Below are 23,284 nucleotides of genomic sequence, written 5' to 3'. Positions count from 1 at the left end.
GAAGGCGATTCACTCGTTCTCCGCCTGGTCGAGCACGAACTCCGTGAACCCCGGCACGGTGAACGACAGGTGCCCGTGCTTGTTCGCGTCGAGGAGGCCCTTGTCCAGCAGCTTCTGGCGAGCGACGGAGATCGCTCGAGTGGTCGTCGACAGAGCCTCGGCGAGATCGGCGCGCTTCACGTCCACTCCACCCAGCCGCGCTACCGCCACGAGCATGTCCTGCTGTCGCGGACTGGCGGACCTCCAGCGCGCGGTGAAGAGCGTATCCATCTCCGCACCGACGGACGGCAGCGCGGCCAGGACGTCCTCGAGCGCGATGGTGTCATCTGGTCGCAAGCCGTCACGGGCGAGGCGCCCGGCAGCTGCACGCCACGACGCGTCGCCGATCAGCTGGACCTTGTAGGGATAGCCGCTCGACTCCGCCACAGCCCGATCGAGGGCAGCCACGTCCCAGTTCACGGCGACGGTCGTGGCCGTGCCTTCGAGCGCCTCGCGCGCGCCAGCGTCGGACAGGCCGTGCATCGGCTGGAAGCTGAACCGCTCGCTGAACGTCACGGCCTTGTTGATCTTCGTCGGGGCACCCGGCAGCCCGACGGCGAAGAGCGCGGTCCGCGGCTGCCCGGGTTCGAAGGCGCGGAGCGGGGCCATCTCCTGCCACGCGTAGGCGAGGGTGCGCAGGCTCTCGGGGTCCGCCTCCTGGATCTCGTCGATGAGGATCGCGACCCCCGCGTCCCCGTCATGGATCACGGCGTCGATCGCGGCGCGGATCGCCTGCTGGACTTGCTTCGCGGATGCGGCCGTCCGTCTCTTCTCCGGGGTCATCGAGACGCCGACCTGCACGATGCCGGGAGCCCCCAGCGTGACCGTGGCCGAGTCGATCGCCTCGAGGGCGGCCTTCCGCAGACGCGTGCCGGTTCCGACGACCTGCCGGAGCTCGCCGAGCAGGGATCGGACCAGATCCTCGTCGGGATCCGCCGTGATCAGCACGGTCCGGACGCCGTACCCGCCGAAGATGCGCTGCGCCTCCCGGAGCAGCGACGTCTTGCCGATCCCGCGGGGACCGTGGTCGACGTGCACGCGGGGGATGAACAGCCCATCGGACGCCATGCGCTGGGCGGCCTCGCGGAACTGCTGCAGCTTGTCCGCCCGCCCGGGCAGGCTCGTCGGCACGGATCCCGGCGTGTAGGGACTCAGCGACTCACTGGGGTGGCGCCCATCGTCGTTATACATCGACCCGAAGTATAACAACGATGGCGCGCAGTCAGAGGTGTCGCGATCCGCCTCCTCAGCGCCGCCGCACCCGCGGCAGCGCCGGCAGCGGCCCGTCCGCGAGCCATGCGCGGAGCAGCGCGCCCGCGTCGCCGGCCGCGCCGACGAGGTCCGCGGTCGTGCGCGGCGCCGTCCACGCCGGATCCGTCCACTTGAGCAGCAGCTGCCGCCACGCCGCGTCGCCGAGCGTCAGCCGCAGCGCGTGCACCGCGAGGGCGCCGCGCTTGTAGACGACGTCGTCGAACATCGACTCCGGTCCGGGATCGCCGATGCCGAGCTGCGTGCCGTAGCGGTCGAGACGAGTGTGGTGCTGGCGCGCGAGCTGGTCGGCGGTCGCGCCGCCTGCCTCCTCCGACCACAGCCACTCGGCGTAGCAGGCGAAGCCCTCGTTGAGCCAGATGTGCTGCCACGACGCGAGGCCCACCGCGTTGCCGAACCACTGGTGCGCGAGCTCGTGGGCGACGAGCCGCTCGGATCCGCCCGTCCCGTCCGCGTGGTTCGACCCGAGCACGGCCATCGCCTGCGCCTCGAGCGGGATCTCCAGCTCGTCGTCCGTGACGACGACGCGGTACTCGTCGAACGGGTACGGCCCGAACAGGGTCTCGAAGAAGGCCATCATGCGGGGCACGAGCGCGAGGTCCTGCAGCACGCGGGCCTCGCGCGGCTTCGGGTACGCGAAGACCGCCTGCGTGGATCCGGCGGGCACGCGCCGCTCCGAGTAGCGGCCGATCTGCACGGTCGCGAGGTACGGCGCGGTGGGCGCGTCCTGCTCGTACGTCCAGGTCGCGCGGCCCGAGCGCTCGAGGCGGGAGACGAGCCGGCCGCTCGCGATCACGGAGTAGTCGACCTCGCACGCGATGCGGATCCGGAAGGCGGCCCGGTCGTCCGGCCGGTCGTTGCAGGGGAACCAGGTGGACGCGCCGCTCGGCTGCGACGCGACGAGCACGCCGTCGCCGAGCTCCTCCCAGCCGAGGTCGCCCCAGACCGTGCGACGCGGACCCGGCTCGCCGGAGTAGGCGACGTCGACCGTGAACGTCGCGCCCGCGGGGATGGGAGCCGCGGGCGTGACGACGAGCCGCCCGCCGCGCTGCACGTGCCGGGTCTCGCGGCGGCCGTCGACGCGCACGTCGCCCGCGCGGAGGCCCGTGAGGTCGAGCTCGAGGCGGGGGAGCGGCTCGCGCGCGACGGCCGTGATGACGGCGCGCGCCTTCAGTCGGTTGCGGGCCACGCGGTAGTCGAGGTCGAGGTCGTAGCGCCCGACCGCGTAGGCGGTGGATCCGACCTCGGGGGTGTACGCGTCGCCGGACGACGGACCTGCCGCGGCCCTCACCGGTGACCGGCGGTCGCGCGCGCGGTGGCGTCGGTCGGAGCGGTCGCGGCGGCGCCCGCGGACGCCGCGGCGGCGCTCGCGGGCAGGTAGCGGCCGAGCGTCACCTCGCGCCACGGGCCGATCGGGTTGCCGCTCCAGCGGCTCGCCTCCGGCACGAGCTCCCCGCGCATCACGAGGCTCGCGGGGCCCACGGTGGCCTGCGGGCCGATGCGCGCCGCGGGGAGGATGACGCTGTGCGGCCCGAGGGTCGCACCGGCGTCGAGGGTGACGGTGTCCATGCTCATGATCCGATCATGGAACAGATGCGTCTGCACGACGCACCCGCGATTGATCGTGGAAGCGTCCCCCAGCGTCACGAGGTCGGCCTCGGGCAGCCAGTGCGAGTCGCACCAGACGCCGGATCCGATGCGCGCGCCGAGGCTCCGCAGCCACCACACGAGCGCGGGCGTGCCCGCGGCCGACGACGCGAACCAGGGCGCGGCGACCATCTCGGTGAAGACGTCCGACACCTCGCTGCGCCACACGAACGACGACCACAGCGGGTGCTCCTCCGCGCGGATGCGGCCGATGAGGATCCACTTGGCCGCCGTCGAGACGCCCGCCGCCACCGCGCCGGCGACCAGCAGCACGACCCCGCCGAGCAGGAACGCGACGAACGGGCCCCACGCCTCGGTGAGCGCGGCGAGGGTCACGAGCACGGCCAGGCCGATTGCGCAGGTGACGAACACGGGCACGACGCGCAGCAGCTCCCAGAGGATGCGGGCGACGCGCAGCCGCATCGGCGGGGCGAACGTGCGGGAGTCGTCCGCCGCGGCGACCGTGCGCCGGAGCCGGACGGGCGGGGAGCCGAGCCACGAGGATCCGGCCTTCGACTTCGTGGGCGCCGCCGAGAGCACGGCGACGAGGCCGTCCTTCGGCACCTTGTGGCCGGGCCCCGCCATGCCGGAGTTGCCGAGGAACGCGCGCTGGCCGATCTCGGCGCGGGCGACGCGCATCCAGCCGCCGCCGAGCTCGTAGCCGGCGACGAGCGTGTCGTCGGCGAGGAAGGCGCCGTCGCGGATGGTGGTCATCGCCGGGATGAGCAGCACGGTCGACGCCTCGACGTCCTTGCCCACGCGCGCGCCGAGGAGCCGGAGCCACACGGGCGTGAAGAGGCCGGCGTAGAGCGGGAAGAGCACGGTGCGGGCCATGTCGAGGAGGCGCTCGGTGGTCCAGAGCTGCCAGCCGACGCGGCTGCGCACCGCGTGGATGCCCTCCGTCACGCCGAGGCCGAGCAGGCGCACGGATCCGACGACGAGCAGCGCGAGCACGAGCCCGGTCACGAGTACGGCGGGCACGAGCGCGCCGAGGCCGCGCCACCAGACGTCGCCGAGGTCGGCGGATCCGCGGATGGCGGCCGCGAGGATCGCGCCGCCCGCGACGAAGCCGAGCACCGGGACGAGCGCGGTCGCGACGGACGCTGCTCCGTACGCGGTGACCCAGCGCGTGTTGCGCGGCGGCCGGTGGTCGGGCCACCAGACGCGCGCCTTGCCCTCGCGCGCGGCGGGGGACCCGGCCCAGCGCTGGCCCGCCGGCACGCGGCCGAAGACGGCGGAGCCGGGCGCGATCTCCGCGCCCTTGCCGATGCGCGTGCCCGGCAGCAGCGTCGAGCGCGTGCCGACGGTGGATCCCGCGCCGATGCGGACGGCGCCGACGCGCACGGTGTCGCCGTCGATCCAGTAGCCGGAGAGGTCGACCTCCGGCTCGACCGATGCGCCCCGGCCGATGCGCAGCATGCCCGTGACGGGCGGCAGCGTGTGCAGGTCGACGTCGTCGGCGATGCGCGCGCCTAGCTGTACTGGGTCATGACGTTGGTGACACTCGGGCCGCGGGCGTGAGCCCGTGGCTTGAGTGGATTCGTTCAGTGTTGTAGTGCTCGATGAAGGGGTCAAGCGCGTCGGCGCGGTGTTGGTTGCTGGTGAAGGGTTGCCGGTAGGCCCACTCGGTCGCGAGGGTCCGGTTGAAGCGCTCGACCTTGCCGTTCTGCCAGGGGCAGTGCGGGCGGATGAACTTCTGCCGCGCGCCCAGGTCCTGGACGGCGTTCTTGAACGCGGTCGAGTGCCGGTAGGCGAACGCGTTGTCCGTGATGACCCGCTCGATCCGGGTGATCCCGCGCCCGGCGAAGTACGCCGCTGCGCGGGTCAGGAACCCGGCCGCGGTCGCGCCTTTCTCATCGGGATGGATCTCCGCGTAGGCGAGACGGGTGTGGTCATCGACCGCGGCATGGACGTAATCGAACCCGATCCCGCGGCCGCGGACCTGCTCGCTGCGCCCGTGGACCCGCCAGCCGCCTCCGTCCGGGATCCTCCCGAGCTTCTTCACGTCCACGTGGATCAGATCACCCGGATGCTCGTGCTCATACCGGTGCGCCGTTGACCGGGATGCCCGGATCACGGCCCCGGTGACGGGGTCCAACCATGCCAACGGCGGCGCCCCGTGCCGGCGCAGGATGCGGGAGATCGTACGGGATGGAACACCTGTCACCGGCGCCAGCCGCGCAGGACCCGCCCGCAACTGGGCCCGCGCTTCCAGCACGGCCCGTTCCCGCTCCGGGCTCGTTCGCCTCGGTACTGACCGGGGCCGCGATGACCGATCCGTCAGCCCTCGCAGCCCCTCGGCACGGAACCGGTTCACCCATCGATGCGCGCACTGCCGCGACACCCCCAGCTCCCGCGCGACGTGCGCGACCGGCCGACGATCCTCCACCACCCGCCGCACGAGGAGAACCCTCCCGTGAACCGTCAGACGAGCATTACCGTGGGACATCGAGGCCTCCTGGCGATGGTTGAACTGAACAGCTCCATCAAGCCAGGAGGCCTCTTCACACGCCCCGAAGTGTCACCAACGTCATGGCCGAGTACATCTAGGCCCGGTGATCCGGCTTCGTCGAGACGGCGACCGTGAACTTCGCGTTCCGACCCGCCTCGCGCGTGGGCCCGACGATGCGCGTCAGCTGCGGTCGGTACCCGAGCGGGCTGTTGTAGACGGTCCAGAGCTGGCCGCCCGGGCGGAGCATGCGCGCGGCGGCGGCGAACAGGCGCGGCGCGAGGCCCGCGTGCACGGTCGCGCCCGTGTGGAACGGCGGGTTCAGGAGCACGAGGTCGGCGGATCCGTCGGGCACGGTGGAACCGGCGTCGTCGCGCACCACGGTCACCCACTCGGCGACCCCGTTCGCGGCGACGGTCGCGCGCGCGGAGTCGACGGCGGCCCACGACTGGTCGGTCGCGATCACGCGGATGCCCGGCCGGGCGAGCGCGACGGCCGACGCGATGACGCCCGTGCCGCAGCCGAGGTCGACGGCGACGCGGGCGTCCTCGGGCAGGTCGGGCAGGAAGGAGAGGAGGAAGCGCGTGCCGATGTCGATGCGGGCGCCGGCGAACGCGGCGCCGTGCGCGCGCACCTCGAGGCCGAGGTCGGGGTGCGACTCGCTGCGGGGGTAGGCGGCGTCGGCGTCGGCGGCGGCGGCGGGGCGCACGGGTTCGCGCGCCACGAGGATCCGCGACTTCTGCCGGGCGAGGGTCGCGTGCACGTCGCCGAAGCGGCGGCGCAGCACGTCCGTCATCGCGGGCGTCATGTGCTTCACGCGCCCGCCGGCGAGCACGGTCACGTCGTCGGCGGCGGCGCCCGCGACCACCCCGGCCCACTCGTCGAGCGCGTCGAGGCTGCAGGGCAGGCGCGCGATCACGACGCGGGCGTGCGCGGCGAGCGCGGCGTCGAGCCCGTGGTGGGCGATCTCGGCGGTCTCGCCGATCAGCTCCGCGTTGAGGCGGAGCGCGGTCTCGGAGGCGAGGGCGTCCTGGTGCACGCGGATGCGCACGGGATCCGCCGCCCCGGCCCGACGCAGCGCTGCCGCGGCGCCGAGGGCGAGGGCGCCGTAGTGGTCGCCGATCACGACGACGTCCTCGGGCCGCAGGGGGCGGCCGTCGGCGGACGCGGCGGCGAGCAGCGCGACCAGCTCGTCGAGGAGCAGGCGGTCGGCCGCGTCCACCGCGAAGAGGTTCTCGGCCTCGACGTCAGGCCGGCGTCGCAGTGCGCCCAGGTCGAGCAGGTCGTCGGCGGCGGATACGCGTGCGGCGTCGGGAGCGGCGGCGTCGGGAGCGGCGGCGGGAGCGTCGCTCACCGCGCGTCGCGCTCGGAACGGTCGTCGTCCGGCATGGCGAGCGCCGCACGGTACAGCACCACCTCGGTGGGCTGCGAGGGACGCACGCCCGCGCGCAGCGACACCACGTCGCCGTCGCCGCGGGCCGCGAACACGCGCCGACCGGGCCGCGACAGCAGCTCGTCGGCTAGCGCGGACTCCAGCTGGCGCACGCGTCCGCGGAGCTCGGACACCTGGTTCTCGAGCTCGAGGATCCGCGCGATGCCCTCCAGGCTCACGCCCTCCGCGCCGAGCCGGGCGACCTCCCGCAGCTGCACGATGTCGCGCATCGAGTAGCGGCGGGAGCGCCCGGCGGTCCGGGTGGGCGACACGAGCCCGAGGCGGTCGTACTGCCGGAGCGTCTGCGGGTGCATGCCCGACAGCTCGGCCGCCACGGAGATCACGAAGACGGGGGCGTCCTCGTCCATCGTGTCGCGGGGATCCATCTCAGCTCCTGGCCCGCTCGATGAGCTCCCGGCGCGGGTCCTCGGCGGGTCCCGAGCTGGCGAACGCGTCGAGCGCGACGCGCTGGGCGTCGGTGAGGCGCGACGGCACCGCGACCTCGATGCGCGCGAGCAGGTCGCCCGTGCCCTTCGGGGTCGTGACGCCGCGGCCCTTGACGCGCAGCACCTTGCCGCTCGACGTGCCGGGCGCGACCTTCAGCCGCACCGGGTCGCCGCCGAGCGTGGGCACCTCGATGGTCGCGCCGAGCGTGGCCTCGGGGAACGTCACGGGCACGTTGACCCGGAGGTTCAGCCCGTCGCGCTCGAACACGGGGTGCGGTCGCACGTGCACCGTGAGGATGATGTCGCCCGAGGCGCCCCCGTCGCCCGACGGCTCGCCCTTGCCGGCGAGGCGGATCTTCTGCCCGTCGGAGACCCCGGCCGGCACGCGCACCGTGAGGGGGCGGCCGTCGGAGTCCTGCAGGCGCACGACGTCGCCCTGCACCGCGGTGAGGAAGTCGACCGTGGTGGACGCCGTGACGTCGCGCCCCTTGGTGGGAGCGCCGTAGCCCCGGTAGCCGCCGGTCGACTGGCCGAAGCCGCCGTTGCCGAACATACCGCCGAGGATGTCCTCGAACCCGCCCTGGCTGTACTGCGGCTGGCCGGATCCGAACCCGGCCGTACGCCGCCCGCGGCCGCCGGACTGCTGGCCGAACATGCCGCCGAACACGTCCTCGAAGCCACCGCCCGGCGCGCCGGCACCCGGCGCGCTGAATCGGGCGCCGGATCCCATCGCGCGGATCTGGTCGTACTCCTTGCGCTGCTCCTTGTCGGCGAGCACGGCGTGCGCCTCGCTGATCTCCTTGAAGCGCGCCTCCGCCGACGGATCCGGGTTGCTGTCCGGGTGGTACTGCCGCGCGAGCTTGCGGTAGGCCTTCTTGAGGTCGGCCTCCGAGACGTCCTTGGACACTCCGAGGACCTTGTAGAAGTCCTTGTCGAACCAGTCCTGGCTGGCCATCAGACGCCTCCCTTCTTCTTCGTCTCGTGGTGGGGGCCGCACGACCCGGTCCGGGCGCCCGCGCGTGCGGACGCCCGGACCGGGGTGGGTGCAGCCGGATCTTCGCTGCGGTTGATGGCGCTACTCCGGCTTGTCGACGACGACCTTCGCGGCCCGCAGCAGCGTCTCGCCGATGTAGTAGCCACTCTCGACGACGTCCGCGACGGTGTCCACCTGGACCTCGGGGTTCGGCTTCTGGAAGATCGCCTCGTGCACCTGCGGGTCGAAGGCGTCGCCGACGGCGCCGACCTTGACCAGCCCGATGCGCTCCACGTTCGTCCGCAGCTTGGCGACGATCGCGGTGAGCGGTCCGCCCTCCGCGAGGTCGCCGTGCTTCTCGGCCCGGTCGAGGTCGTCGAGCACCGGGAGGATGCCCTTGACCACGTCGCCGACCGCGCGCTGGCGCTCGATCTCGCGGTTGGCCTCGGTGCGCTTGCGGTAGTTGGCGTACTCGGCGGTGACGCGCTTCAAGTCCGCGAGGTGCTCGCTGTCGCCCTCGGCGGGCTCGGCGCGCGTCTGCTCGATGAGGTCCTGCAGCTCCTCGTCCATGGGGTCGGTCGTCTCGACGTCGGGGCCCTCGGCCTCGACGAACGCGCCGTCGGCTCCCGGGACGGAGGCCTCATCGGCCGCCTGGTCCGCCGTGGCGTCAGGCCCGGCCGGGGACGCGGGAGCCGACTGCTCGGCTCCCTCGTCCTCGGGTGTGGTGCCCTCGCCGTTCGCGGTGTCCTCGGTCATCGGTCGGTCTTCTTGTCCTCGTCGTCCTCGTCCACGACCTCGGCGTCGACGATGTCCTCGTCGTCCTTCTTCGCCTCGGACGCGCCCTCGGGGGCCTCACCCGCGGCCTGCTCCTGCTGGCCCTGCGCGTAGATGGCCTCGCCGAGCTTGGTCTGGCTCGCGGACAGCTTGTCGAAGGCGGTCTTCACGGCCGTCTCGTCGTCGCCGGCGAGGGCGCTCTTCAGGCCGTCGACGTCGCCCTGGACCTCGGACTTGACGTCCTCGGGCAGCTTGTCGTCGTTCTCCTTGATGAGCTTGTCGATCGAGTAGGCGAGCTGCTCCGCGTTGTTGCGGACCTCGGCCTGCTCGCGGCGCGTCTTGTCCTCGGCCGCGTGCTCCTCGGCCTCGCGCACCATGCGCTCGATGTCCTCCTTCGCGAGCGAGGATCCGCCCGTGATGGTCATCGACTGCTCCTTGCCGGTGCCCTTGTCCTTGGCGGACACGTGCACGATGCCGTTGGCGTCGATGTCGAAGGTGACCTCGACCTGCGGGATCCCGCGGGGCGCCGGCGCGATGCCGGTGAGCTCGAAGGTGCCGAGGTTCTTGTTGTCGCGGGTGAACTCGCGCTCGCCCTGGAAGACCTGGATCGCGACGGACGGCTGGTTGTCGTCGGCCGTAGTGAAGGTCTCGCTGCGCTTGGTCGGGATGGCCGTGTTGCGCTCGATGAGCTTGGTCATGATGCCGCCCTTGGTCTCGATGCCGAGGCTCAGGGGGGTGACGTCGATGAGCAGGACGTCCTTGCGCTCGCCCTTCAGCACGCCGGCCTGGAGCGCGGCGCCGACGGCGACGACCTCGTCCGGGTTGACGCCCTTGTTGGGCTCCTTGCCGCCCGTGAGCTTCTTCACGAGGTCGACGACGGCGGGCATGCGGGTGGATCCGCCGACGAGGACCACGTGGGCCACGTCGCCGACCGAGACGCCGGCCTCGCGGATGACGTCCTCGAAGGGCTTGCGGGTGCGCTCGAGCAGGTCGTTCGTGAGCTCCTCGAACTTGGCGCGGGTGAGCGTCTCGTCGAGGTTGGCCGGGCCGTTCTCCGTGAGGGAGAGGTACGGGAGCTGGATCGAGGTGCTGGTGGAGGAGCTGAGCTCCTTCTTCGCCTGCTCCGCGGCCTCCTTGAGGCGCTGCTTGGCGATCTTGTCGTTCGAGACGTCGACGCCCGTCGACTCCTTGAAGCGCTTGACGAGGTGGTCGACGATGCGCTGGTCCCAGTCGTCGCCGCCGAGGCGGTTGTCGCCCGCGGTGGAGCGGACCTGGATGGTGCTGAAGTCGTCGTCCTTGCCCACCTCGAGGAGGGAGACGTCGAACGTGCCGCCGCCGAGGTCGAAGACGAGGATGAGCTCGTCCTCCTTGCCCCGGTCGAGGCCGTAGGCGAGGGCGGCCGCGGTGGGCTCGTTGATGATGCGCAGCACGTTGAGGCCCGCGATCTCGCCGGCCTCCTTCGTGGCCTGGCGCTCGGCGTCGTTGAAGTACGCGGGGACGGTGATGACCGCGTCGGTCACCGAGTCGCCGAGGTACTGCTCGGCGTCGCGCTTGAGCTTGCCGAGGATGCGGGCGGACAGCTCCTGCGACGTGTACTTCTTGTCGTCGATGCCGACGGTCCAGTCGGTGCCCATGTGGCGCTTGACCGACGAGATGGTGCGGTCGACGTTGGTGACGTTCTGGCGCTTGGCGGTCTCGCCGACCAGCACCTCGCCGTCCTTGGTGAACGCGACGACGGACGGCGTGGTGCGCGCGCCCTCGGCGTTGGCGATGACGGTGGGCTCTCCGCCCTCCAGGACCGAGACCACCGAGTTGGTGGTACCCAGGTCGATTCCTACTGCACGAGCCATGGGGTGTTCTCCTTACTATTGCCGCGGCGCCCGGATCACGGGGTCGCTTCGTGTGGTGACGCGGGTGTCCCGTGGAGTCTCGCTCGCGGTGCCGCTTCGTCAGCGGCGTGCTACTTGAGCCGCGATGACTCAACTCTAGCGGAGCCTCCGCGAGCGTCAAGTCACGGCGTCGGAAGTTGAGCGATCTCGGCTCAACTCACAGAATCGCGGGCCCGTGACCCATCCGTGCGGCGACGGTGTGCCCCGGCTGGGGGGCCGGGGGCGCGGGACGGGGGCTACTGGTTCACCTAGATCGCTACTGGGCCCCTTTTCACTGGTCCATCAGCTGATTTAGCGTTGCCGACGCGAGGCCGGGGGGCCTCTGCGCTCCCGCTTGGAGCGGGAGCGCGATGGGGTGGTGGAGATGGCACGAGCGCGTGCGCACAGGGCGTCATCGCGACCTCCTGCACCCCGCTCCCGCGGGACCCGGCGGCTCGCGGCCCTCGTCATCGCCGCCCTCGCCGCCGTCACCCTGGTCGCGTCGCCTGCCGCGCCAGCCGTCGCGGCTCCGCTCAACGTGACGGAGTCGTTCACCGGCACGAGCGTCGCGGATCCCGCCTGGCGGACGCTCGGCGCCGCCTGCCTCACCCGCGCCACCGTCGCGCCGCACGCCGGCCAGTCGGGCGTCGGCGTGTGCGCCAGCCGCACCGGCGCTCCCGCGAGCGCGGCCACGCCGGGATCCCTCCAGCTCACCGACAACACCGTGAACAGCAGCGGCGGCATCGTCTACGACACCCCGCTGCCCGTCAGCGGCGGCCTGGATGTGCGGTTCGACCAGTTCCAGTACGGCCAGGGCACCAACGGCAACGAGGGCATCGCGTTCTTCCTCGCCGACGGATCCCGCCCCGTCGCCCAGATCGGCGGCGGGGCCGGGTCGCTCGGCTACGCGCAGACGACGGCACGCGCGGGCATCGACGGCGCGTACCTCGGCGTGGGCCTCGACTCGGGCGGCAGCTTCTCGGTCGCGGCGGACGGCCGCGGGACCGGCTGCGCGCAGGTCGCGCCGGGCTCGCGCCCCAACGCCGTCGCCCTGCGCGGCGCGGGTCAGGGCGGCACGGGCTACTGCTACCTCTCCGGGAGCGGCCTGGGCACCAGCCGCCAGCTGCACGCCGCCCTGCCGAGCTCGTCCAACGCGGCGCCGCCGGGCACGGCCGGGCGCACCATCCGCGTCCAGGTCTCGAACGCCGCCCTGCCGGTGGTGACCGTCTCCTACGGGGCCAGCGCCGGCCTGCCCGACGCGCAGCTCGCGGTCGTGCACCAGTACACGATGACCACGTCGCCCCCGGCCTCCGTGAAGCTCGGGTTCACGGCGACCACCGGCACGCTGACCGACACGCACCTCATCCAGAACGTGCGCATCGCGTCCGTGGCGCCGACGAGCGGCGTCCTCCAGCTGACGAAGACCCTCGACCCGGCGTTCGCGCAGGCCTCCTACGCGGAGGGCCAGGACGTGCGCTACCGGTTCTCGATCACCGCGCCTCAGCTCCTCAGCGTCATCAACGACGTGCAGGTCGCGGATCCCCTCGTGCCCTCGGTGCAGTGCAGCGCGAACGCGTTCCTGCTGGCCGGGACGATCACCTGCACCGGCGCCCACCGCGTCACCGCCCAGGAGGCGATGCAGGGATCGCTCGTCAACACGGCGGTGGCGTCCGGGCAGCCCGTGCTGAGCTCGAGGCTCTCGAGCAACGCGGACTCGGTCTCCGTGCCGATCACGCGGCCCTCGCCGCTCCTCGCCCTCACGAAGGTGGGCACGCTCACCGACACGAACGTCAACGGCGTGGCCGACGCCGGGGAGCGCATCGCGTACTCGTTCATCGCGCGGAACAGCGGCAACGTGACGCTGCAGGGCGTCGCGGTGACGGATCCGCGCGTGACGGGCGTCGCCCCGGCCACGGCGACGCTCGCGCCGGGCGCGTCGCAGACCTTCACCTCCACCGCGTACACGGTGACGGCCGCCGATGTCGCCGCGGGCACGCCGATCTCCAACACGGCCACCGTCACCGGCCGGACCCTCGCCGGGCAGGAGGCGCCTGCCGCCCTGTCCACGGTCACGACGCCCGTGCGGGCCGCCGGCGCGATCACGCTGACGAAGGACGCGTCGCTCGTGGGCGGCTCGGTCCCGGGCGCCACGGTGACCTACACGCTCCGGGCCACCAACACGGGCGGCGCGGCGATGACCGGCGTGACGATCGCGGATCCGCTCGCCGGGCTGTCCGCCATGGCCTACACGTGGCCGGGCACGGCGGGCACGCTCGCCGTGGGCGCATCCGTCACGGCCACCGCGACCTACTCCGTGAAGCAGTCCGACGTGGACGCGGGCCAGATCGCGAACACGGCGACCGCGAGCGGCACGCTCTCGGGCGGCACGGTCGTGCAGGGCAGCGCCAGCCGCACCCTGGCCCTCGCGCGCACCGCCACCCTCGACTTCACGAAGACCGCCTCCCCGTCGAACGTCATCGCGGCGGGCGACATCGTGACGTACGGCTTCCTCGTGCGGAACACGGGCACGACCACGCTCACGGGCGTCGGCGTCGCCGATCCGCGCCCCGGCGTCTCCGCGCTCACCTACACCTGGCCGCAGACCGCGGGCACGCTCGCGCCCGGTCATGTGGTGACGGCCACCGCCCGGTACTCGGCCACCGCGGCCGACGTGCAGGCGGGATCCATCGTCAACACCGCGACCGCGACCGCGACGACCTCAGCGGGGGCGACCGTCACCCGGACGGCCTCCGCGACCGTCACCGCGGTGCCGGATCCCGTCGCCGACGCCGCGACCACCGCCCAGGGCACCGCCGTGGTGATCGACGTGCTCGCCAACGACGGCCGGGCCGCCACGGGCGCCGCCTTCAGCCGCGCGCAGCTGTCCGCGACCCCGAAGCTCATCGGCGGCGCGTCCGGGCCGGTGCCCACGGCCCCCGCCTCCGGCAGCGTCACGTGCGTCGACTCGGGCACGGAGCGCGGGCGCTGCACGTACAGCCCGATCCTCGGGTTCACCGGGGTGGACGTCTTCGACTACGCGCTCTCGAGCAGCGTCGACACCTGGAACGTCCGGGTCACCGTCACGGTCACGCCCGTCAACCGCACGCCGGTCGCCCGGCCGGACCGCCTCGTCGCCACCACGGGTGGCGCGACGGTGACCATCGACCCGCGCGCCAACGACACGGATCCCGCCGGGGACGCGCTCGCGATCACGAGCGCCCCGCAGCCGGCCGCCCTCCGCGGCACCCTCACCTGCGCGGCCGCGCTCTGCACCTACGTGCCCCCCACGGACGGGTGGACGGGATCCGTGGTCGTGACGTACTCGATCACCGACCGCCCGGCGGCGCCCGCCACGGGCATCACGGCCACGTCCACGCTCACGGTGCACGTGGATCCCGCGCCCCTCACCTCCCGCGGGTTCACGGACCGGGCCGACACGAGCCTCGGCGTGAGCACGGGGACCTGGGCGGGCACGTCGTCCATCACGACGGCGACCGCCAGCTGCGTCGCCGGACGGCCCGTCACCGGGCTGGCGTGGGCGGCGGCACCGGGAGCGACGGACTGGGTCGTCGAGCGGCGCCTCGACGGCACGACGCCCGGCGCCTGGACCACCGTCGCCCGCCTCGCCGGCACCGCGACGTCGTTCTCGGACGACCGGCTCGGCGAGTCCCGCTCCTACCAGTGGCGCGTCCGGCCCGACCTGCAGCGCTGGCTCGGCGTCGCGAGCGCGCCCTCCATCGCCGTCGCCCAGCCGGCGGCCTTCTCCGCGGCGGGCTGCTGATGCCCGCCCCGCCGCCTCCCGTGCCGCATCCGCCACCGGATGCGGCCACGCACCTCCACCGACACGTCCATCACCGCACCAGCAGGAACAGCAGCACCACCACCATCCGCGCGCACCGCGCACCGCGAGACCCATCGAGAGGAAACACCATGAGCACCACCACAGCACCCCAGCGTCGCCGCCCCTGGAAGAAGATCGTCGCCACCGGCGCGGTCGTCGCCGTGGGCACCCTCATCACCGGCGGCGCGTTCGCCATCTTCACCGACTCGGACACGGCGACCCTCCAGGCCGACGCGGGCCAGCTCGACATCGTCGCCACCGGCGACTACACGGTCTCGGACATCGCGCCCGGGGACACGGTCCAGCGCCCGATCCTGCTCGAGCTGCCCGACGCCACCAACGACGGCGATCTCGTCGAGTCCGTCCAGCTGTCCTACGCCGTGACGGCGGAGACGCCCGGCACGGACGACCCGGCCCTCGCCGGCGGCGGCGAGTCCCTCGTCAGCGGTGCCGCCGGGCTCACCTACTCGCTGCAGACCTGCGTCGGCGGCGAGTGGACGTCGGCCACCGCACCGGTGGGCGCGTACACGTGCTCCGGCACCGTGCAGCAGACCGGCGCGGGCACCCTCGCGTCGATCACGGGCGCGGGCAACTCCGTCACCCTGCTGCCGGCGAACTTCGGCGTCGCGCCGACGGCCGACGGCACCTTCCCGAGCGACACCGCCGACGTGACGCTCAACACCCTGATGGTCCTGCAGCTGCCCGACACCGCGGACAACGACTACGAGAACGCGGCCGCATCGCTGACGTTCACGGCAGCCGCGATCCAGCGCGACGGCCTCCAGCGCTGATCGCCTCCGGTCGGGCCCCGGCACGCGCCGGGGCCCGATCGACCGGCGTCGCGCCCGCGCGTCGCCCTGCTCCACCGCACCGCCCCTCATCGGCACCACCCCTCATGCATCCCCGGAGGATCCGACCATGCGCGCACACCACGGCACCGGCAGCGTCGCCGCCGCCGCGCTGTGCCTGACGCTGGTCGCCTCCGGTGCCGCGGCTCCGGCCAGCGCCGCCGCGGGCTCCGTCGCCGCCCGCGCTGCCGCGCCCGCCGCGATCGACTCCCCCGCGCTCGAGGTCCGCGAGCTCACCGGCCCCGACATCCCGCTCGACGACCTGGCCCCCGGCGACACCGTCGACTGGGCCGCCGACGTCACCAACGTCTCCGCCGCCGGCTCGCCGCTCGCCGTCCGACTCGACGCCATGCGCTCGATGGCGCTCACCGGCGACGCCGAGGGCGGGATCCAGCTGTCCGTCCGGCTCTGCGCGGACGGCTTCGAGACCCTCACGGCGCCCATGCGCTGCCGCGGGCCCGTCGAGCCCCTCGGATCCGGCCCCGCCGCCACCCTCGACGGCGTCGTCACGCGCACCCCGCTCGAGCCGGGCCAGACCGTGGGCATCGCCGTGCGCGTGCAGTTCCCCGAGCGCGCCGACAACCGGATGGAGTCCACCGCCGGCATGGTCCGCGTCAGCTTCGCCCTGGTCGGCGACGGCGGCACCGGCACGGACCCCGACCCGGCCCCCGGCGGCGGGGCGGGCACGGGGAACGGAGGCGGGACGGGCACCGGCGCCGGTACCTCGCCCGCCGGATCCGCCCCCGCCGCCGACGCGCCGCGCGACCTGCTCCCCGTCACCGGCCGCGACATCGCGTCCGCCCTGGCCGGCGCCCTCCTCGCCCTCCTCGGCGGCGGGATCCTGCTGCTCGCCGGCCGCCACCGCCGTCGCACCGCAGAGGCCGCGTCGTGACCCGCGAGCGCGCCGACCGCGCCGCGCGTGCCGCCGCCGCGCCCGCCACCGAGCCCGCCGCCCCGGTGCGCGCGCAGGCCCGCCGCAGCCCGGCCCGCCGCGCCCTCGGCGTCCTCGGCGGGCTCCTCACGGCCGCCGTCGGGCTGGCCGTGGTCGCCGTCGTCGCCCTCTCCGTGCTCGGCGTCACCCGCTTCGTCCCCGTCCTCTCCGACTCGATGGCCCCCGGCATGCCCGTCGGCTCCCTCGCGATCACCGCGCCGACGCCCCGCGCGGAGGTGGCGACCGGCGACGTCGTCGTCTTCACGGCCCCCAGCGGCCCGCGCGTGCGGGTGATCCACCGCGTCACCCACGTCTTCGGCCCGGAGGACGCCGAGCGCCTCGACGGCTGGTCGGACGACCGCCTCGCCATCCAGACCAAGGGCGACAACAACCCCTCGGGCGATCCGTGGATCGTCACCATCGGCGACGACGCCGTCTGGGAGCGCACGTCGGTCGTCCCGTTCCTCGGCTGGCCGTTCGTCTGGCTCGGTGACCCCATCACCCGTGCGATCGCCTTCGCGGTCGTCGGCGCGGTCGGCACCATCTGGCTCCTGACCGTGATCTGGCGTCGCCCGCCGCGACCGGTCGCGGACGCCGACGCCTCCGCCGACGCCTCCGCCTCCGCCTCCGCCGACGCCTCCGCCTCCGCCTCCGCCTCCGCCTCCGCCGACGGTGCGCCCGACGGCACCGACGCGCGCACCGGCTTCCACGCCGACCCGGCCCGCACGACCGGCGGACCGGCCTGATGCGCCGCCATCGCGCCGCTCGGACCGCAGACGTCGCTCCCGCGTCGTACGGCCGCCGCTCCGCCCACCGCCCGGCTCCTCGCGCGCGACCCCTGCTCGTCCCCGCCATCGCGGTGGTCATCGCGCTCGCCGGGGCCGGCACCGCGTACGCCGTGCTCGCGGACCGCGCCACGACGACCGTCTCCGTCACGGCCGGCGCCGTGGAGCTCGACTGGGGCGCCGGCGGTGCGGATCAGCTCGCCGTCCCGATCGCCGGGCTGCGGCCGGGCGATGCCCAGGTGCGGCTGGTGGACCTCGCGAACACCGGCACCGTCACCGCGTCGGAGCTCATGGTCACGCTCGGCGGGACCGCCGTCGCGAGCACGTCGGACGGCTTCCAGGTGGCGGTCGACCGCTGCACCGTCGCGTGGACCGGCGCCCCGGGATCCGCGACCTGCGCGGGCACGACGACCTCCGTCGTGGCCGACCGCCCCGCCTCGGGGCGGTTCGCGCTGCCCGGATCCCCGGCCCGCGCGGTCGGCGGTCGGGACAACCTGCGCATCACGGTGCGGCTGCCCGCGTCCGCGCCCACGACCGCGCAGGGTGCGACCGGATCCGTGACCCTGCAGGTCGACGGCAACCAGCGCCCCGGCACGCAGCGCTGACCCTCCCTGTCGCCCGTCGGCAGCCCGTCACCGGTCCCGTCGGCCGCCGTCGCGGCCCCGCCTCGGGCGCCGGATCGGACCTCCAGGGTCACGAAAGCATCACGGACCCATCCACCGGGCGGGGGGCGCCGAAGGACCTTGCGACTCCAACCGGCGACCACGTCGGCCGCCCTGAAACGTAAGGACCCATCATGCGCAACCTCACCAAGTCCGTCTTCGGCCTCGCCACCGCGGGCTTCCTCGTCGTCGGCCTCGCGGCCTGCTCGACCCCCGCCGAGACGCCGTCCTCCTCCTCCAAGCCCGCCGCGACCGCGACCACCGAGGCCAACCCGACGCCGCTCGCGACGATCCCGAAGCTCACCGGCGTCGACACCAAGGTCACGCTCGACTCCGGCTTCACCGGCGCCCTCACGACCCTGGGCCTGACCCCCGGCGTCATCGGCACCGCGACCCTCGACGGATCCACCGGCACCCTCGCGTTCCCCATCACCGGCGGCAACGTGAAGTACTTCGACCCCCAGCAGTCCTACCGCCCCTACGTCCAGGGCGAGATCGACCACGCAGGCTCCGGCATCAGCCTCACCGCCGGCTCCACCGTCGTGAAGCTCACCGACTTCGTCATCGACCCCGGCACCAGCCGCCTCACGGGCTCGGTCCAGGTCGGCGACGGCGAGGTCATGAAGGACGTCTACATCTTCAACCTCGACGGCACGACCCTGAAGCCCCTCGCCATGGAGGGCGACAACGCCGTCCTCGAGGGCACCACCGTCAAGGTCAGCCCCGACGCCGCGTCGCTGCTGAACAGCACGTTCGGCACGACCGCGGTCACCGACCAGCTCGTCGTCGGCATCGCCAAGATCACCGTCAACACCAAGTAGCACCCCACCCGGGCCAGACCCCGGGACGCACCACCGCGAACGGCCCGGCCCACGACGCCGGGCCGTTCGTCGTGCGCCCGGGAGACGATGACAGCGGCCGAGTCGCCGCACGCGTGACGGATCCGGCGGACGGCGCAGAGAAACCCCCTCGCATGCGCGACGAGGGGGCCCCTGCCGGGTGACTCGGACCCGGTGCATGACCTTCGGAACGGAGGGGCGATCGGGCGGGCGGGCGCCCCCGGACGGCCGTGACCGGACGAGGCACCTCGCGCGTGCTGTACCAGGAATGCCCGGTGAGCGCCGCATCCATCCACATCGGAGGCTCACAGCCGCGGGTCGCATGGTACGTGCATGAGCGTTCAACGAATCCCCGCCTCCCTGCTCGCCCGCGGCACCGCCGCCCTCGCCGGCGTGGTCGTCCTCGCCGGTTGCTCGGCCCCGGGCCCGGCCTCGGCCGCCTCCGACACCACCCCCGACGCGACCACCGCCGTCGCCACCGCCGCTCCCGTCGCGGGCGACGGCGGCACGACGGCCGACCGCACCGACTCCGACACGGAGGACCGGAACGCGGCGACCATCTCGACGCTGTTCACCGCCGCGTTCCCGGATCCCGCCTCCGCCGGCGCGCAGGCCGCCGTGCTGGCGGCCGTCGCCCCCGACTCCACCGCGAACGGCGTCGGCGCGAAGGCCGGACCGAGCGGCGTCCTCGACGAGTTCGCCTCGGCGCACCAGCGGGTGCCGGGCGCGCACGCCGTGATCAAGCACATCGCCGCCGACGGCGACCTCGTGGCCGTGCACTGGCAGGTCGCGTCGAACCCCGACGACGAGCGCACCGGCGAGGCCGCGGTCGACCTGTTCCGCCTCGCGGACGGCAAGGTCACCGCGCGCTGGACGTTCGACCAGCCGATCCCGCAGGGGAAGCCCGCGAGCGGCAACACGAACACGATGTTCAGCGACCTCTACCAGGGCGGGGCCGACGCGCCCGAGCTGACCGAGCAGCAGGAGGAGGCGAACCGGCAGCTGGCCGTGGGCGCCTACGACACGCTCTTCCGGGATCACGACGCGAGCGTGCTCGACCGCTCTTTCGACCCGGCGTATCTGCAGCACAACACGGTCGCCGCGAACGGCACCGCGGCGCTCAAGGCCTTCTTCTCCGGCGGCGCGCAGTTCCCCGCGCAGCAGTCCGTGATCTCGATCGCCGACGACGACCTCGTCTGGACCTTCTCGCAGCCGGTCGGCGCGAAGGCGGACGACCCGTTCCTCGCCGCCGACATCTTCCGGGTCGACGGCGGCCTCATCCGCGAGCACTGGGACGTCGTGCCCGCCAGCTGACCAGCCGCACGCACGCAAGACGGGACGGCCATGCGGCCGTCCCGTCGTCGTGTCAGCGCGTCCTCGCGTCCTCGCGTCACCGTCCGGCGTTGTAGTGGTTCCTCACCTGCTGGCCCGTGAGGGCCGTGGAGTACACGGCGGCGAAGCGCATGCTGCCCGCGAAGTAGCGGCTCCCGGCGCCCGGCCACGTGTCGAGGTTGTCGTAGCCGATGCGCCACCAGCCGGTCGTGCTCTCCGCCGTGCGGTACGTCGAGTTCGCCGCGACGGCCACCCCGTCGAGCCACAGGGTCATGCCGGCGGTGGGCGACATCGTCGAGACGACGTGGTGCCAGGCGCCGTCCGTCACGACGCCGGGGCTGGTGACGGTCATGATCCCGGCGGCCTGCGTGTAGACGCCGAACACGAGCTGGCCCGCGGTGTTGACGTACGTGTGGCGGTCGTACGAGCCCGACAGGCCGGTCTGGCTGTCGCCGAAGCCGATGAGCTTCCCGCCCTTGACCGTGGTCTTGAACCACAGCTCGGTCGAGAACGCCGCCGGCGCGTTCTGCTGCAGGCCGTTGGTCACCTGGCTCGAGGATCCGTCGAGCAGGTAGGAGGAGCCCGAGTCGCGCGGGCACGCCTGCGGGGAGGTGGTCGTGGTGCGCATGCTGCCGCGGTAGGTGCCGGGGTACGCGCCCGAGTCGATGTCGGTGGCGCGCGAGGATCCGGCCGCCTCCGTGAACGCGTAGGCGAAGAGCGCGTCGGCCCTGTCGGCCGCGAGCGCGCTCGTGCAGGTGAAGTAGGCGGCGGACGACGCGGCCGTGTTGTTCGTGTTCGTGATCGCGGCCGTGTACGCGCCGCTCGTCCCGGGCGCGAGGAAGAGCACGGCGCCGAGGGCGGCGGCCGAGGTCGCGGCGGCGATGCCGGCGAGGCGGGATCCGCGGCGCGGTGACGCGTCCGCCGCCGGCCCGCCCGCGCGACGGCCGAGGAGCCGGTCGACGAGCCTCACGCGCGACGCTCCTCGCGCTCGGCGGGGAGGCCGACCACGAGGGTCCAGATGAGGGGGATCGCACAGAGGCCGAAGAAGACGACCCAGCCCCAGAGCGGCAGGTCGAGCGTGGAGGACACGTCGTGGAAGCGGCCGGCGTCACCCGCCGGGGCGGTGATCGTGCCGACCTGGCCGGCGGCGAGCGTCGTGGCGGTGCCACCCTCGGCCGCGATGCGGATGGGGAGGATGCCGGTGGACACGACGGTCGCCTCGACGTCGCTGCCGCGGGTCGCGGCGTCGAGCACGACGAGGCCGACGAACGGCTTGAGCAGGAACACGGTGAACGCGGCGACGAGCGCGCCGCCGAGCATGCGCATCGACGCGCGGTGCGTCGGCGAGCCGATGAGGCGGGTCAGGATCATGACGATGACGAGGCCGGCGAGCATGAGCGGCACGCCCTTCGCGAGCGAGCCGAAGCCGGGGAGGATCGTGGTGGCCTCGCCGACGAGGTGCGCCTGGTCGGTCTTCCAGGGATCGACCGCGCCGTTGATGTCGCCCTGGGTGGTGAGGCCGTCGGCGTCGACCGCGATGACGCGGTGCGTGTAGGTCTCGTCCGGGGTGGTGGAGGGGTGGAAGCTGACGACGTCGCCCGGCTGGACGTCCTCGAGGAGGACGGGGGTGGTGAGCAGCAGCGTGCCCACGGGGGCCGTGGTGCCCATCGACGGGGTCTGCACGACGAACCAGCGGCCGCCGGACGCCTGGAAGAGCAGCGTCACGGCGACCAGCGCGGTGAGGAGCACCGTCGCCGCCCGCATCACCACCGTGCGGCGGCGGATGGAGCGGGAGGTGCGCGCGGCGCGTCGGGCCGCGCCGCGCACGTGGGGGGAGGTGGCGGGGATGACCGGGGCGGCCGGGGCGGCCGGCTCGAGCAGGAGCTCCTCGGCGAGGAGGTCGAGGTCCAGGTCGAGCTCGAGGTCCAGCTCGAGGGCCTCGATCGCCGCGGTGTCGGACGGCGCGGTGTCGGTCGGCGCGGCATCGGCCGTGGGGGCGGACGTCGGGGCGGACGAGCGGTCCTGGATGTCGGTCATGGTGCGCCTCCCGGGTCGAGGGGTGCGGGGGGGATCCTGCGGGGGACTAGGTGTACTCGGCCATGACGTTGGTGACACTTCGGGGCGTGTGAAGAGGCCTCCTGGCTTGATGGAGCTGTTCAGTTCAACCATCGCCAGGAGGCCTCGATGTCCCACGGTAATGCTCGTCTGACGGTTCACGGGAGGGTTCTCCTCGTGCGGCGGGTGGTGGAGGATCGTCGGCCGGTCGCGCACGTCGCGCGGGAGCTGGGGGTGTCGCGGCAGTGCGCGCATCGATGGGTGAACCGGTTCCGTGCCGAGGGGCTGCGAGGGCTGACGGATCGGTCATCGCGGCCCCGGTCAGTACCGAGGCGAACGAGCCCGGAGCGGGAACGGGCCGTGCTGGAAGCGCGGGCCCAGTTGCGGGCGGGTCCTGCGCGGCTGGCGCCGGTGACAGGTGTTCCATCCCGTACGATCTCCCGCATCCTGCGCCGGCACGGGGCGCCGCCGTTGGCATGGTTGGACCCCGTCACCGGGGCCGTGATCCGGGCATCCCGGTCAACGGCGCACCGGTATGAGCACGAGCATCCGGGTGATCTGATCCACGTGGACGTGAAGAAGCTCGGGAGGATCCCGGACGGAGGCGGCTGGCGGGTCCACGGGCGCAGCGAGCAGGTCCGCGGCCGCGGGATCGGGTTCGATTACGTCCATGCCGCGGTCGATGACCACACCCGTCTCGCCTACGCGGAGATCCATCCCGATGAGAAAGGCGCGACCGCGGCCGGGTTCCTGACCCGCGCAGCGGCGTACTTCGCCGGGCGCGGGATCACCCGGATCGAGCGGGTCATCACGGACAACGCGTTCGCCTACCGGCACTCGACCGCGTTCAAGAACGCCGTCCAGGACCTGGGCGCGCGGCAGAAGTTCATCCGCCCGCACTGCCCCTGGCAGAACGGCAAGGTCGAGCGCTTCAACCGGACCCTCGCGACCGAGTGGGCCTACCGGCAACCCTTCACCAGCAACCAACACCGCGCCGACGCGCTTGACCCCTTCATCGAGCACTACAACACTGAACGAATCCACTCAAGCCACGGGCTCACGCCCGCGGCCCGAGTGTCACCAACGTCATGACC

At 73.4% G+C, this 23,284-nt stretch carries 18 protein-coding genes and 1 pseudogene; 8 read left to right on the top strand and 11 right to left on the bottom strand.

The window, feature by feature from the left end; genetic code table 11:
* Nucleotides 1-9: 9 nt before the first annotated feature.
* From CMS_RS13870 to dnaK, 9 genes and pseudogenes are all read right to left on the bottom strand, one after another.
* The gene (locus CMS_RS13870) at nucleotides 10-1,230 is read right to left on the bottom strand and encodes an ATP-binding protein (RefSeq protein WP_086935927.1); all 1,221 of its coding nucleotides are present in this window, start codon (nucleotides 1,228-1,230) and stop codon (nucleotides 10-12) included.
* Between the two features lie 55 nt (nucleotides 1,231-1,285).
* Nucleotides 1,286-2,599, bottom strand: a complete 1,314-nt coding sequence (locus tag CMS_RS13865; protein WP_012300041.1) for a M1 family metallopeptidase — start codon at nucleotides 2,597-2,599, stop codon at nucleotides 1,286-1,288.
* Nucleotides 2,596-4,431, bottom strand: a pseudogene (locus CMS_RS13860) (Pls/PosA family non-ribosomal peptide synthetase); the annotation flags it as partial. The pseudogene CMS_RS13860 and the gene CMS_RS13865, both read right to left, overlap by 4 nt.
* A gap of 10 nt (nucleotides 4,432-4,441) precedes the next feature.
* On the bottom strand, nucleotides 4,442-5,404 hold the full coding sequence (locus CMS_RS16775) for an IS481-like element IS1121 family transposase (RefSeq protein ID WP_012296866.1): 963 nt from the start codon (nucleotides 5,402-5,404) through the stop codon (nucleotides 4,442-4,444).
* A gap of 97 nt (nucleotides 5,405-5,501) precedes the next feature.
* Nucleotides 5,502-6,758: a class I SAM-dependent methyltransferase gene (locus CMS_RS13850; protein WP_012300040.1), complete on the bottom strand. Its 1,257-nt coding sequence runs from the start codon at nucleotides 6,756-6,758 to the stop codon at nucleotides 5,502-5,504.
* Entirely contained in the window at nucleotides 6,755-7,222 is a 468-nt protein-coding gene (locus CMS_RS13845; RefSeq protein WP_012300039.1) for a heat shock protein transcriptional repressor HspR, read from the bottom strand. Before CMS_RS13845 ends, CMS_RS13850 begins: the two co-directional genes overlap by 4 nt.
* A gap of 1 nt (nucleotide 7,223) precedes the next feature.
* Nucleotides 7,224-8,237, bottom strand: coding sequence for a DnaJ C-terminal domain-containing protein (locus CMS_RS13840; protein WP_012300038.1), 1,014 nt, complete (start codon nucleotides 8,235-8,237; stop codon nucleotides 7,224-7,226).
* Nucleotides 8,238-8,357: 120 nt separating this feature from the next.
* Nucleotides 8,358-9,011: a nucleotide exchange factor GrpE gene (locus tag CMS_RS13835; RefSeq protein WP_012300037.1), complete on the bottom strand. Its 654-nt coding sequence runs from the start codon at nucleotides 9,009-9,011 to the stop codon at nucleotides 8,358-8,360.
* Nucleotides 9,008-10,879 (bottom strand): molecular chaperone DnaK, encoded by a 1,872-nt coding sequence (dnaK, locus tag CMS_RS13830; RefSeq protein WP_012300036.1) that lies wholly within the window; start codon nucleotides 10,877-10,879, stop codon nucleotides 9,008-9,010. Before dnaK ends, CMS_RS13835 begins: the two co-directional genes overlap by 4 nt.
* A gap of 403 nt (nucleotides 10,880-11,282) precedes the next feature.
* Here dnaK and CMS_RS13825 point away from each other — a divergent pair, with 403 nt between their 5' ends.
* From CMS_RS13825 to CMS_RS13795, 7 genes are all read left to right on the top strand, one after another.
* The gene (locus tag CMS_RS13825; protein WP_012300035.1) at nucleotides 11,283-14,678 is read left to right on the top strand and encodes a DUF7507 domain-containing protein; all 3,396 of its coding nucleotides are present in this window, start codon (nucleotides 11,283-11,285) and stop codon (nucleotides 14,676-14,678) included.
* A gap of 149 nt (nucleotides 14,679-14,827) precedes the next feature.
* Complete coding sequence (locus CMS_RS13820; protein WP_012300034.1) at nucleotides 14,828-15,529, top strand: TasA family protein; 702 nt, start codon at nucleotides 14,828-14,830, stop codon at nucleotides 15,527-15,529.
* 127 nt (nucleotides 15,530-15,656) lie between these two features.
* Nucleotides 15,657-16,478 (top strand): hypothetical protein, encoded by an 822-nt coding sequence (locus CMS_RS13815; protein ID WP_012300033.1) that lies wholly within the window; start codon nucleotides 15,657-15,659, stop codon nucleotides 16,476-16,478.
* Entirely contained in the window at nucleotides 16,475-17,263 is a 789-nt protein-coding gene (locus CMS_RS18205) for a signal peptidase I (RefSeq protein ID WP_012300032.1), read from the top strand. The genes CMS_RS13815 and CMS_RS18205 overlap by 4 nt, the downstream gene beginning before the upstream one ends.
* On the top strand, nucleotides 17,263-17,907 hold the full coding sequence (locus tag CMS_RS13805; RefSeq protein WP_012300031.1) for a TasA family protein: 645 nt from the start codon (nucleotides 17,263-17,265) through the stop codon (nucleotides 17,905-17,907). The genes CMS_RS18205 and CMS_RS13805 overlap by 1 nt, the downstream gene beginning before the upstream one ends.
* A 191-nt stretch (nucleotides 17,908-18,098) precedes the next feature.
* A complete protein-coding gene (locus CMS_RS13800; protein WP_012299779.1) occupies nucleotides 18,099-18,785 on the top strand; it encodes a hypothetical protein in 687 nt (228 codons plus the stop codon).
* Nucleotides 18,786-19,136: 351 nt separating this feature from the next.
* The gene (locus CMS_RS13795; RefSeq protein ID WP_012300030.1) at nucleotides 19,137-20,117 is read left to right on the top strand and encodes a nuclear transport factor 2 family protein; all 981 of its coding nucleotides are present in this window, start codon (nucleotides 19,137-19,139) and stop codon (nucleotides 20,115-20,117) included.
* A gap of 76 nt (nucleotides 20,118-20,193) precedes the next feature.
* On the opposite strand, the gene CMS_RS13790 is transcribed toward CMS_RS13795, so the two are convergent.
* A complete protein-coding gene (locus CMS_RS13790) occupies nucleotides 20,194-21,105 on the bottom strand; it encodes a LamG domain-containing protein (protein ID WP_012300029.1) in 912 nt (303 codons plus the stop codon).
* Complete coding sequence (locus tag CMS_RS13785) at nucleotides 21,102-22,172, bottom strand: S26 family signal peptidase (protein ID WP_012300028.1); 1,071 nt, start codon at nucleotides 22,170-22,172, stop codon at nucleotides 21,102-21,104. The genes CMS_RS13790 and CMS_RS13785 overlap by 4 nt, the downstream gene beginning before the upstream one ends.
* A gap of 147 nt (nucleotides 22,173-22,319) precedes the next feature.
* Between CMS_RS13785 and CMS_RS16770 the strand changes: the two genes are divergently transcribed.
* Nucleotides 22,320-23,282, top strand: coding sequence for an IS481-like element IS1121 family transposase (locus CMS_RS16770; protein ID WP_012296866.1), 963 nt, complete (start codon nucleotides 22,320-22,322; stop codon nucleotides 23,280-23,282).
* Nucleotides 23,283-23,284 lie beyond the last annotated feature (2 nt).

This window comes from Clavibacter sepedonicus (assembly GCF_000069225.1).
Taxonomy (GTDB): Bacteria; Actinomycetota; Actinomycetes; order Actinomycetales; family Microbacteriaceae; genus Clavibacter; species Clavibacter sepedonicus.
This window is presented reverse-complemented; position numbering and strand designations above follow the sequence as displayed.

What these genes read in the sequence shown, in the direction of transcription:
- CMS_RS13870 (WP_086935927.1), bottom strand. Translation starts at nt 1,230, where the DNA reads ATGTATAACGACGATGGGCGCCACCCCAGTGAGTCGCTGAGTCCCTAC.
- CMS_RS16775 (WP_012296866.1), bottom strand. Translation starts at nt 5,404, where the DNA reads ATGTCCCACGGTAATGCTCGTCTGACGGTTCACGGGAGGGTTCTCCTC.
- CMS_RS13845 (WP_012300039.1), bottom strand. Translation starts at nt 7,222, where the DNA reads ATGGATCCCCGCGACACGATGGACGAGGACGCCCCCGTCTTCGTGATC.
- CMS_RS13840 (WP_012300038.1), bottom strand. Translation starts at nt 8,237, where the DNA reads ATGGCCAGCCAGGACTGGTTCGACAAGGACTTCTACAAGGTCCTCGGA.
- CMS_RS13835 (WP_012300037.1), bottom strand. Translation starts at nt 9,011, where the DNA reads ATGACCGAGGACACCGCGAACGGCGAGGGCACCACACCCGAGGACGAG.
- dnaK (WP_012300036.1), bottom strand. Translation starts at nt 10,879, where the DNA reads ATGGCTCGTGCAGTAGGAATCGACCTGGGTACCACCAACTCGGTGGTC.
- CMS_RS13825 (WP_012300035.1), top strand. Translation starts at nt 11,283, where the DNA reads ATGGCACGAGCGCGTGCGCACAGGGCGTCATCGCGACCTCCTGCACCC.
- CMS_RS13820 (WP_012300034.1), top strand. Translation starts at nt 14,828, where the DNA reads ATGAGCACCACCACAGCACCCCAGCGTCGCCGCCCCTGGAAGAAGATC.
- CMS_RS13815 (WP_012300033.1), top strand. Translation starts at nt 15,657, where the DNA reads ATGCGCGCACACCACGGCACCGGCAGCGTCGCCGCCGCCGCGCTGTGC.
- CMS_RS13805 (WP_012300031.1), top strand. Translation starts at nt 17,263, where the DNA reads ATGCGCCGCCATCGCGCCGCTCGGACCGCAGACGTCGCTCCCGCGTCG.
- CMS_RS13800 (WP_012299779.1), top strand. Translation starts at nt 18,099, where the DNA reads ATGCGCAACCTCACCAAGTCCGTCTTCGGCCTCGCCACCGCGGGCTTC.
- CMS_RS13795 (WP_012300030.1), top strand. Translation starts at nt 19,137, where the DNA reads ATGAGCGTTCAACGAATCCCCGCCTCCCTGCTCGCCCGCGGCACCGCC.
- CMS_RS13785 (WP_012300028.1), bottom strand. Translation starts at nt 22,172, where the DNA reads ATGACCGACATCCAGGACCGCTCGTCCGCCCCGACGTCCGCCCCCACG.
- CMS_RS16770 (WP_012296866.1), top strand. Translation starts at nt 22,320, where the DNA reads ATGTCCCACGGTAATGCTCGTCTGACGGTTCACGGGAGGGTTCTCCTC.